At 32.1% G+C, this 11,593-nt stretch carries 9 protein-coding genes; 4 read left to right on the forward strand and 5 right to left on the reverse strand.

Annotation, left to right across the window (positions count from 1 at the left end; all coding sequences use genetic code 11):
* Positions 1 to 65: 65 nt before the first annotated feature.
* Entirely contained in the window at positions 66 to 2,975 is a 2,910-nt protein-coding gene (locus GBO31_RS07300; RefSeq protein ID WP_219007675.1) for a CHAT domain-containing protein, read from the reverse strand.
* Positions 2,976 to 3,167: 192 nt separating this feature from the next.
* Between GBO31_RS07300 and GBO31_RS07305 the strand changes: the two genes are divergently transcribed.
* From GBO31_RS07305 to tyrS, 3 genes are all read left to right on the forward strand, one after another.
* A complete protein-coding gene (locus GBO31_RS07305) occupies positions 3,168 to 3,755 on the forward strand; it encodes an RNA polymerase sigma factor (protein ID WP_219007676.1) in 588 nt (195 codons plus the stop codon).
* Between the two features lie 4 nt (positions 3,756 to 3,759).
* A complete protein-coding gene (locus GBO31_RS07310; RefSeq protein WP_219007677.1) occupies positions 3,760 to 4,500 on the forward strand; it encodes a tetratricopeptide repeat protein in 741 nt (246 codons plus the stop codon).
* Between the two features lie 93 nt (positions 4,501 to 4,593).
* Positions 4,594 to 5,889, forward strand: coding sequence for a tyrosine--tRNA ligase (tyrS, locus tag GBO31_RS07315; protein WP_219007678.1), 1,296 nt, complete (start codon positions 4,594 to 4,596; stop codon positions 5,887 to 5,889).
* A 126-nt stretch (positions 5,890 to 6,015) separates the two neighbouring features.
* Here tyrS and GBO31_RS07320 read toward each other — a convergent pair whose 3' ends face one another.
* The 3 genes from GBO31_RS07320 to GBO31_RS07330 form a co-directional block, all read right to left on the reverse strand.
* Positions 6,016 to 6,465 (reverse strand): YHS domain-containing (seleno)protein, encoded by a 450-nt coding sequence (locus GBO31_RS07320; RefSeq protein ID WP_219007679.1) that lies wholly within the window; start codon positions 6,463 to 6,465, stop codon positions 6,016 to 6,018.
* Between the two features lie 262 nt (positions 6,466 to 6,727).
* Positions 6,728 to 7,708, reverse strand: coding sequence for an acyl transferase (locus tag GBO31_RS07325; protein ID WP_219007680.1), 981 nt, complete (start codon positions 7,706 to 7,708; stop codon positions 6,728 to 6,730).
* A 135-nt stretch (positions 7,709 to 7,843) separates the two neighbouring features.
* Positions 7,844 to 8,176: a T9SS type A sorting domain-containing protein gene (locus tag GBO31_RS07330; RefSeq protein ID WP_219007681.1), complete on the reverse strand. Its 333-nt coding sequence runs from the start codon at positions 8,174 to 8,176 to the stop codon at positions 7,844 to 7,846.
* Between the two features lie 305 nt (positions 8,177 to 8,481).
* Here GBO31_RS07330 and GBO31_RS07335 point away from each other — a divergent pair, with 305 nt between their 5' ends.
* A complete protein-coding gene (locus GBO31_RS07335; protein WP_219007682.1) occupies positions 8,482 to 9,888 on the forward strand; it encodes an MATE family efflux transporter in 1,407 nt (468 codons plus the stop codon).
* 128 nt (positions 9,889 to 10,016) lie between these two features.
* On the opposite strand, the gene GBO31_RS07340 is transcribed toward GBO31_RS07335, so the two are convergent.
* On the reverse strand, positions 10,017 to 11,593 hold a 1,577-nt coding region (locus GBO31_RS07340), incomplete at its 5' end, for a hypothetical protein (protein WP_219007683.1).

Below are 11,593 nucleotides of genomic sequence, written 5' to 3' on the forward strand. Positions count from 1 at the left end.
GAATAAACGATAAATTTATATGGTATCAATTAAAAAAGAAGTTATATTCAAATTTAATTGCACTTTTATTGTTTAAGAATATTTTTCTTGCGATACCAAAGTAAGAATATCAGAAGTAGGGTTATGGTTACAATCCCTATAACTATCCAATACCAATAATAATTTCCAAATTGGACGGGATTGATATCTCCAAGTAAATAAAAATTTCCCCAGTAGAATGGATGGATCCGGTTAATATCCGCATTGTTTAAATATTGTAGCTTTGCTTGTTGTAGTGCTTTGGATTTTGTCATTCCTGTTTTTAAATTCAGGTAAAAGTTAGTCATTAAGTCTGGAGCAGTGAGATCTGATACTTCCCAGCTACTTAATAATAGACTTTTAGCTCCTGCATATTGAAAAGCTGTACCTAAACTCATAATTCCTTCACCTTTGGCAATTTTTCCTGTTCCTGTGTTACAGGCACTAAGTACGGTAAGTTCTGCTGGAATCTCTAAGGCAAATAATTCATGACTGTATAGTAGATTGTCTTCGGTAGTATCCTTATTCTGCGTAAAAAATAATTTCGAATTTTCAGGATGTTCATTATCTACTTTTCCATGCAATGCAAGATGTAGAAAATCATATTTGCTGACATTCTTTTTAAAATTGGTTTCTACCGCATTGGATCCATAAAAATAATTCCCATTGATGATATTAGCAATAGCTTTAATTTCTTTGCGTGTTCCTGGTAAATCTTTTTCATATCCTGTAAGATTGGCTAAGCTTATTGTATTTAAACTTTGTTCATTAGACTCACTTGAAAAAGAAAAAGCTAAGCATTCTCCTTGATATTGTTTGAAATTGAAAATACTTTTCTTCTGACTAGAAAACAATAAGTTAGCAGAGTTAGCATATGAAATTGCATACTTTTTTAAAACATATGATAACTCTTTTGGATTATTGGTAATATCATCTTTACTAAGCAGCAAATCGAAATTAAGATACCATAGTTCGCCATCGGGTACAATAATTAGTTCATTCCCAGAGATTTCATTTTCAATTGGTAATATAATATCCTTATAAAGTGCACGTGCTATTTTTTTGTAAGTATTAGTATTTCGATCTTCAATAGTTCTTCTAAACTGAGATATTTTTTCTTTTAAATTAGGAATATAAAGCTCTTTTATAGAAATTTTGTTTTTATTTATAATAGAAATATAGACAATATCATTACTGATAAAAAATTCTAAAAGAGTAGTTTGTAGTGATAACATGTTTTGTATATCATCCACTAAAATCAATGAATTTTGGTGTTTTAATTTATGATATTTTGGATAGTTCTTTTTTAATACAATAGCTAACGAATCTTCTGTTTGGCTAAGTCGATATAATTTGTTTTCATATTCCTGAATTTTAGATTTATTGATAGTAGACTTTGATGTTTCGTCGATTATTCTTGATTGATAAAATGCACGATTGGCTCGTTGATTTTTTTCTAACTCAAGTAGCTTGCTGGATAGTCCGGCAAATTTTTTAGTTTTTGATTCATTGATTAAATCTTTAAGAGTATTTGCTTTACTTTTCTCTATATAATAAATTATTTTTTCAAGAATTTGTGCAGCCTCTATTTCCTTATAATACTTAAATAAAGCTTTAATAGCGTTGGCATAAACAACCCTAGCATTTTCTGCAAACAAAAGTTTTTCCTGATAATCTTGATAGGATTTTCTAATATAATTAATAAGTATATCTGCTTGTTCGTATATTTCAATACTAGCGCATAAATCTTCTATTTTTTCAAATTCTTCGTATTTTAATTGGAGTGTAATTGCTTTTCCCTGAAGTGCTGTTAAAAGTAGTTTTAAGTCATAATATTCAGTAGGATCAAAAGTGATTTGTTGATTATCTGAAAACTTTGATTTTCTGTTAGCATTTACAGCCTTGTCATAGTAGGATATTGCTTTGGTAAACTCTTTTTTCTTGTTATAAACTTTTGCGATATTGAGATAAAAATCAGACGTTATATGCTTGTTGTCATAATTGTTTTGAAAAATAGCTAAACCCTTTTGATAGTATTGCAAAGCATTGTCATATTCATTTTTTTGTATATAGATATTTGCAATTCTTAGGTTTAGGTTTACGACTTTAGGATCATTCATGTCCAAAACAGTCATATAAGATTTAAGAGATTTTTGATAATAAGATAATGAAATATCATGCTCTTTTTTGTAGCCATAAATATCCCCGATATCTATGTAAAGCTGGGCTAATTTGATTTTATTTTCTCCATAAGCATGAATGTGTATCCTAAGACTTTCTAAATAATTAGTTAATGATTTATCATATTTTTTTTGATCCTTATAAAGATTACCAATTTTCTGATAGCTTATTCCATTTTCGGTATAGTTTTCTCCAAAAAGTTTAGTCCCTATATCTATACTTTTATTATAATATTCAATTGCTTTTTTGTGTTCCCCATTCTTAATATACACATCACCAATATTTTCATAGGTAAAAGCTACCATATCTTTCTTTTGGGAATACTGGGATATGAGAAGAGATTTTTCGTAATTCTCTAAAGCTAAGTCATATTGCAATAGACTTTTATAGGTAACACCAATATACAGAAACCCTGTTCCTGTATAAAAATGACGCCATCCGTATTTCTTAATTGACAGCCTCACAAAGGTTTCAAAATAATCAAGAGCAATTTCATGCTCACCTAAGTTTCTGTAAATTAAGCCTATTCTATGATAATGGATGATAATTTTTTCATGATTCTGACCATAAATTTTAGATTCAACATTCAATGCTTTTTTATAATATTCAACAGAAAGCTCAAGTTTTTTTTGTTCGAATAGAAGCTCAGCTTTTTTCAGGTATTTATTGGCTAGTAAAGTGTCTTTAGGAAATTGGGCAAAAGTTTTACATATTGGAATAAAAATAATAACAAGATGTATGATCTTCAAGGTAAAAAAATATTCCAGTCGTTTCATAAATTATGATATTGGTATCTTGACAAGATGCTTCACTTTTTCAATTAAACCCATCTTAATTTTGTTGTGTATACTTTGTTAAAAATATAACCACATATTTTGTTAATAACAAAAAACATAAAAACGTTACTTTTACAAATGCATAAAATTTGGCGTAAAGGGTAACAGATTGCAGTTTTAGGACATTAACATATGAGTACTAATGAAGAACGTAAAATTTTAGATGGAATTCGAGATGGTAATGAACAAGCTATTAAAGTATTCTATCAAAATAATTATAGTTATATAAAGAGTTATATCCTTAATAACTCAGGTGATACGAGAGATGCAGAAGATGTTTTTCAGGATGCGCTAGTTGTTATTTATGAAAAACTAAAAGAAGGTTCCTTAAACATTCATGAAAATGTTACTGTTAGATCTTATCTTTACGGGGTTTGTAAAAATCTTTGGCTAAGTCGATTAAGAAAGAGAAAAAAAATGATAGTAGATCCTGGGATTATAAAGGAGAATGAAGGAACAGACATTTCGATTAGTGAAGAATTAGAAAAAAAAGAGCGTGAGCATTTGTACAGAAAATATTTCCTTGCTTTGAGCGATTCCTGCAAAGAGATATTACGTCTAGTATTTGATGGTAAGAGTATGAAAGAAATTGCGAGTATAACTAAGTATTCAGAGGGACATGCTAGAAAAAAGAAATATGATTGTAAAAAATCATTGATTGAAAAATTAGAAAAAGATCCAATGTACAAAGAGTTGAAAGTAACTTCTATAAAAGAATAATGTGATGGAAAGAACTCAGGAATTATTTGAAAGAATAGAACTTTACTTAGCAAAACAAATGTCTGTTGAAGAGACGATAGCTTTTGAAAAAGAAATGACTATGAATTCTGAGCTAGAACTCGAAGTAGAAAAACATCGCGAACTTCAAAGAGTATTGAGTGATACAGATACACTTCGGTTTAAGGAAAAATTGCAAAAGATAAGTGAAGAGATAAAACAAGAAAATTCAAAAAGTGCTTCTATATCATACTCTTTATTCTGGAAAATAGCAGCCTCAATTGTGATTCTTATTGGAGTGGGAACTTTGTTATGGAATACCCTAAATACTTCAGATGATTTAATGGATTTATACACGGCATATTATGAAGTATATCCAGTGGAAGATGTAACAAGAGGATCTGCTGCTACTGAGTTAGATCTTGTTATGAAAAATTATGAACAAGGTAATTATGAAAAGGTTGTTGCAATCCTTTCTCAAGACACTTCTTTTTCATTAACTGAGCAGATGAGGTTATATTTAGGGAATAGTTATCTCAATTTAGGAAGAGAACAAGATGCATTAAAGCAATTCGAACAAATAAGATTAGATAGTAAATATTCTGAGAATGCCAATTGGTATAGTGCTTTAACATATTTAAAATTGAAAGAGGTTAAAAAAGCTTCCGTGTTACTCAGAAAAATTATTGATTTTGATGGTATTTATAGAGAAAAAGCACAAGAGCTTTTAACAAAATTAGAAGACTAGTGTTTTTAAAAGTGAAAAGGTAATTTCTAAACTATTCATAGGGCTATATAATCCATATTTTTATCTTTGCGCCATAATTTGAACATTACACAAATGGCTGTAAATTTTATAGAAGAACTACGTTGGCGAGGAATGCTACACGATACAATGCCCGGTACAGAAGAGTATTTAATGGAGCAAATGCGAGCTGCATACGTAGGCTTTGATCCAACCGCTGATTCATTGCATATAGGAAATTTAGTACCAATTATGTTATTAGCTCATTATCAACGAGCAGGACATAAGCCTTTTGCTTTAGTAGGTGGTGCTACAGGAATGATTGGAGATCCTTCTGGAAAATCTGCAGAAAGGAATCTTTTAGATGAAAAAACACTTCGCCATAATCAAGAAGCTATAAAATTACAACTAGCACAATTTCTAGATTTTGAAAGCAATGAGTCTAATGCTGCTGTCTTGGTTAATAATTATGACTGGATGAAGGAGTTTTCATTTCTTGACTTTATTAGAGATGTAGGTAAGCATATCACCGTAAATTATATGATGGCTAAGGATTCTGTAAAAAATAGAATCTCGTCGGAATCTTCAGATGGAATGTCATTTACAGAATTTACCTATCAATTAGTGCAAGGGTATGATTTTTTACACTTGTATAAAGAACATGATTGCACCTTACAAATGGGAGGTAGCGATCAATGGGGTAATATTACAACTGGAACAGAGTTGATTAGACGAATTGGAGGAGGAAAAGGATATGCGCTTACGTGTCCGTTAATTACAAAATCCGATGGTTCTAAATTTGGTAAATCAGAAGGTGGTAATGTTTGGTTGGATGCCAAAAGAACATCACCTTATAAATTTTATCAGTATTGGTTAAATACAAGTGATCAGGACGCTGAAAAATATATTAAGATTTTTACTTTTCTCACGAAAGAGGAAATCGAAAACTTAATTGTAGCTCATAACGAAGCGCCACATCAAAGAATTCTTCAGAAGAAGTTAGCAGACGAAATTACTGTTATGGTACATTCTCAAGAAGATCTAGACAATGCAATCAAAGCTTCTAATATTTTGTTTGGTAAATCAACTTCTGAAGATTTAAAAGGTTTAGACGAAGCTACGTTTTTAGATGTGTTTGATGGCGTTCCACAAGCTGAAATAGCTAAAGATATTATAAATAACGGATTAGATATTATAGGAGCTTTAGCAGAACATACGGGATTTTTAAAATCGAATGGAGAAGCAAGAAGAGCATTGAAAGAAAATTCTATTTCTGTTAATAAAGAAAAAGTAAAAGAGGGATATGCTATCTCTTCAAATGATCTGATCAATAATCAATTTGTTCTTTTACAAAGAGGAAAGAAAAACTATTTTGTGATTAGAGTTGTATAAGTACAAAATATAAAACTGTATAAAAAAAACAAAGCCTGCAAGAAATACTTCTTAGCAGGCTTTGTCAACTAACCAATCAATTATTGAAAAAAACTTAGCGTTCTATACGTTTATCGATATACTCGATTATTTTTTCGTTTTTATTTTCTGCCAATTTACATCGGCTTTATTTTTTAATGCTTCTGCACCTTCATCATTCCATTTAGTTAGAGTATTAATACCCCAAGAGTTATAGAATAAGTACAGTTTACCATCTCTTATTTCATAAGTTTCAGGATCTATGTCTACCTTTTCTGCTTTTGCTCCAATCGCGTAGGCACAATATCCACCATATTGAGGGACAAATTTTTCTGGGTTCTTTTTAAATTTATCCAAATTCCCCTGACTTGCGAATTTATATTTCACATTATCATGAGTAGTGGCGTATTTACTTTCTCCTTTTACAGCTTTGTTGTTAAAGTATTCTGTAACATCGTATCCTTCTGCTACAAATCCTTTTTTTAGATTGTAATCAATCTTCTGTGCTGTTAAGTTGGTGGCTAATCCTAAAAACAGTAAGATTATGAACTTTTTCATTTGTTGTACTATTTTTTTGTTGTTACACCGATTCAGTCGTAAAAAAATAGGAACATTACAATTTTAACATAATTATAGGTTTTTAGTGAATTGAATGTAGCAAGTTTTATATGCCGATATCCTAAAAACGTTATACATTTATAAATACGTCTTAATTAGAACCATGTTGCATAAAATAGCAAGCTCTTTCAGATAATAACAATATTTTAACGATAGTATTTAGTGCAAACTTCTAGTATAAGTTGTAGCGTATTCGTATTGCTTACAATAACATGAGATTACATCCTCTGATATCACTATTATCAAATCTACCTAAGATCTCAAAACTTCCATTTTTATAAGTTTTACCTAAATCTTGCGTGGCAATAAAGGAGCAGGAATTTATATTGGCTAGATCAATAATGTTGATGCCGCCAGTTTTGTTATGTTCAAATAAAGTTAGAGCATCTTCTGGATCTCGTACAGAGATTTTCATCCAAGGTGGACAATAAAACAATCCATCTCCTTTAGAATACGCTTGAGATAACAACTCGGTCATTCCATATTCACTATGGATTTTGGATACTCCAAATCCATTTTTTAGAGTAGTGTGTAACTCTTCTCGAATCATTTCCTTTCGTCTCCCTTTCATTCCACCTGTTTCCATAATAGTTATATTATCATTCAGAAATAAAGATTGTTTTTCTGCAATATCAAGTAGTGCAAAGGAAACACCAATCACTAATACTTTTTCTTGTTTTTCAGATAGTTCATGAATGGTCTGCAGAAGAGCTACTGTTTCATTGAGATAAAACCCACTATTAGAATTTTTACTGTCTTTAATCAACTGATCTGCCATGTATACTAAAGAAGAGCCTTCTCTTTCTAGATAGGATGGCAATAAAGCTAGTACAGTATAGGTAGTAATATCGCCATAAAAATAATGAAAGGCTTTTCTGAAGCTATTTTCATAAATTTTTAGATTCGTAACATAATGTTTACTAGTAATGCTTCCTGTGGTACCACTGCTAGTGAAGGTTTGTTGAACGTTGGATGGAGCGCTGACAATTTTCTCCTTTTTAAAAAACTCAATAGGAAGAAAAGGTATATCTGTGATTTGTTTTACTGAATTTTTTGTAACACCAAGTAGATTACAAAAACGTTGATAAACCTTACAATTTATATATTGATGTTGGAAAACTCTTAGGGCTAGTTGCTCAAATTCTTCATCATTTTTAATCCCAAAAATTTTTTCAGATAGCATAAAACCTTTCAGCGTATTGTTACAACAAAGGTATAAAAAAACACTCTTTTCAGATAGAGTGTTTTAAAAGTATTATAGTATAATGATATCGAAACAATTGATATCAAAAAATGTATTTTATAAAGAAATAAGTAATTATTGTCTCACTAACTTTCTAGAAAAGTTCTTTTTGCCAGATTTAATTTTCAAAACATATACTCCAGGAGGCAATGAAGAAATATCTAATTTAGGTTCTCTAGTTGTCACTACTTTAAACAAAACAGTTTTTCCTAGAACATTAAACACTCTACACGTTATAGATTTCCCAGATGTTGATGTAATATTAAGTACGTCTCCCGTAACTGGATTTGGAAATACTCTTATTTCTTCTTGGTCGTTTATTTCAAAGGATGATTGTGCCCTAACTCCTGAAGAAAAGGAGAGGACAAAAAGGCCGATAAGTATGGGTAGTAAGTAGATTTTCTTCATAAAACTTTATTTTGGGACTATAAAAGTACAATATTTTATTAAAAATAGAGTTGGGGGAACCATTTTTATATGTTAAATATCTACAAAAGAACAAATTTATTTTCACTTTTATGGGATATCCTTTTCTAAATTAAGGTTTTTCTTTTTTGTTGTCTCGGGAAAAAGTCCCATCTTTGTCCATTATGAAGTTATAAGGATTTATGTACACATTTATGGAAATATCGAATTCGGTATTATTTGACTAAAAAACCTTCTTTTTAGTCACCTTTCCATTCTATCTTTTTTTTAAACATAATCCTATTTTCATGGCACAAAACAAACTAACCTTTACTAAACTATTTTCTTATTTTAAAACAGCTGTAACTGGCAAAGAAAAAGAATTTTCGTCTGGCAGTATTCGCAGAGCAGTATTCATGCTAGCGATTCCTATGATTTTAGAAATGATGATGGAATCCATTTTTGCATTAGTAGATGCATATTGGGTTTCTAGTCTTGGAGCCAATGCAATTGCAACTGTTGGTATTACCGAATCTGTAATCACATTAATATATGCTGTAGCTATTGGTCTCAGTATGGGAGTCACTGCAATTGTTGCGCGAAGAGTGGGAGAAAAAGATATCGAAGGCGCTTCACAGGCTGCGGTACAATCTATATTTCTAGGAATTACAGTAGCAATATTAATTAGTATTGTTGGGATACTATTTCCAAAAGAAATTTTAGCGCTGATGGGAGCAGAACCAGATCTTATTGCTGAAGGATATGGGTATACGCAGGTCTTGTTAGGTGGTAATATGACCATCATGCTGTTGTTTTTGATCAATGCAGTATTTAGAGGAGCAGGAGACGCATCAGTAGCGATGATTGTATTGATTGTTTCTAATGTTCTTAATATTATTTTGGACCCACTATTTATTTTTGGGTTTGGACCCATTCCAGGTTTTGGAGTTCAAGGAGCAGCTATTGCTACGACGATTGGGAGAGGAACTGCGGTCATATTGCAACTATTGATTTTGTTCTTTGGTTGGAGTAAAATTAAAGTCACCTTCAAAGACATAGTGCTTCGATCTCAAGTAATGCTTAATCTAATTAGAGTTTCTCTTGGTGGAATTGGACAGTTTATAATTGGAACGTCAAGCTGGGTATTTTTAATGCGAATTATGGCAGAGTTTGGTAGCGAAGTATTAGCAGGATATACGATTGCGATTCGTGTTTTGATGTTTACCTTAATGCCTTCTTGGGGTATGAGTAATGCTGCTGCGACTTTGGTAGGACAAAATTTAGGAGCTGGTAAACCTGAACGAGCTGAACAATCTGTATGGAAAACAGGTAAGTATAATGCAATCTTTATGGTGTTCGTTTCCTTTGTATACTTGATATTGGCCGAATATATTATTGGGTTTTTTAGTGAGGAACCAAAAGTAATTACTTATGGAGCATTAAGTCTTCGTGTGATTGCTGCCGGTTATGTGTTTTATGCCTATGGAATGGTTATTATTCAGTCGTTTAATGGAGCTGGAGATACCAAAACACCTACAATTATTAATTTCTTCTGTTTTTGGGTGTTTCAATTACCTTTTGCTTACCTAGCTGCTATCTTATTTGATTGGGGAGCTATGGGAGTTTTTCTTGCCATTACCTTTGCAGAAGTACTCATTGCAGTGATCAGTATCATATGGTTTAGAAAAGGAAATTGGAAATCAGTGAAAGTGTAGATGAATTAGGTATGAAAAAGACTTTTGTTTGTGACAATCACTAATTATTGATATAAAAAAACCGCTTCAATCTTTGAAGCGGTTTTTTACTTTATGATAAAGAGATATTTATTATCCCTCAATAATTATTATAAAGAAGTTGCCCAAGCAAAATCAGCAGCGGTAGTAGTAGAATTACTGTACATTAATCCTTCAGCAGCATCTGCACCATTTACTTGTAAGTTAGAAGCTGGAGCACTATCTCTAAAATCAAACTGAGTATCAAAACCAGTTAGTGTAAGTCCATTGATAGTAGCACCAGAATTGTTTTTAATCTGGATTCCTGTTCCTCCCATTGTAGAAGCAGCAGTAAAGTTAACAAGTGTTGGGTTGTTATTTACACCATCAGCTTCGATAGCTGTAGAGAAATCAGCGATTGTAATGTTTACATATGTGTTTGTAAGTGTTCCATTCCAACCTTCAGTCCAATCTACAGCATCATCTTCAAGATTTTCAGCATAGAAATTAGTCATATCCACAGTTCCTCCGAAGAATTCAACTCCATCATCAGAACCACCGATAACAGCAACGTTAGAGATAGATGTTCCGCTACCAACGGCATATAAAGTTAAACCGTTGAACTGAGAATCAGCGTTGATCTGAGCACCAGTATTTTTAAGTACTAAGTAGTTGATAGAACCAGAATCATCTGTGTCGTTAGTACCTCCATATACAAGACCACCAACTTCAGCGATTGCATCTACACCTTCAGTAGTAGTAGCATCACCACAAATAAGTAATCCACCCCAAGCTTCACCATCTGTTGATTCCATAACTACTGGATTCGCCATAGTTCCTTGGATATCGATAGAAGCACCTTTTAAAACAGCTAAGTAGTTAGCAGTTCCAGACTCAGAAGTAATTGTAGTTCCAGCAGGAATAGTTAATGTAGCACCGTTACTTACTAAAACAGGTCCATTTATTTCATATGCAACCGAAGCATCAAGAGTAAGATTACTAGAAATAGTAGCAGGAAGAACGTTTCCAGTTCCAGTTCCTGCATCAATTACCCATGCAAATAAACTAGCATTTGTAGAAGAAGAACTAAATACAGCATCAGCAGCAGTATCAGCGTCAGCACCATCAATTTGTAAGTTAGAAGCTGGAGCATTGTCTCTAAAGTCGAAAGAAGTATCAAAACCAGTTAATGTTAAACCGTTGATAGTTGCACCAGAATCATTTTTGATTTGGATAGCTGTACCTCCAGTAGAAGAGATTGCAGTAAAGTTAACAAGTGTTGGGTTGTTGTTTACACCATCAGCTTCGATAGCAGTAGAGAAACTAGCGATTGTATTAGTAACATATGCATTGGTAAGTGTTCCATTCCAACCTTCAGTCCAGTCAACAGAATCATCTTCATTGTTTTCTAAGTACATATTTGTTGCAGATACAGTTCCTCCAAAAAATTCAACACCATCATCAGTTCCGTTAATGATTGCTACATTAGTGATAGAAGTTCCAGAACCTACAGCATATAAGGAAAGACCGTTAAACTGAGAATCCGCATTGATTTGTGCACCAGCATCTCTTATGATTAGATAGTTAATACTACCAGAATCATCAGTATTATTAGTACCACCATAGATAAGACCACCAACTTCAGCAGTAGCATCTGTTCCTTCAGTAGTGGTAGCATCTCCACAGATTACTAATCCACCCCAAGCTC

It is taken from the genome of Aquimarina litoralis, assembly GCF_019295435.1.
Classification (GTDB): domain Bacteria; phylum Bacteroidota; class Bacteroidia; order Flavobacteriales; family Flavobacteriaceae; genus Aquimarina; species Aquimarina litoralis_A.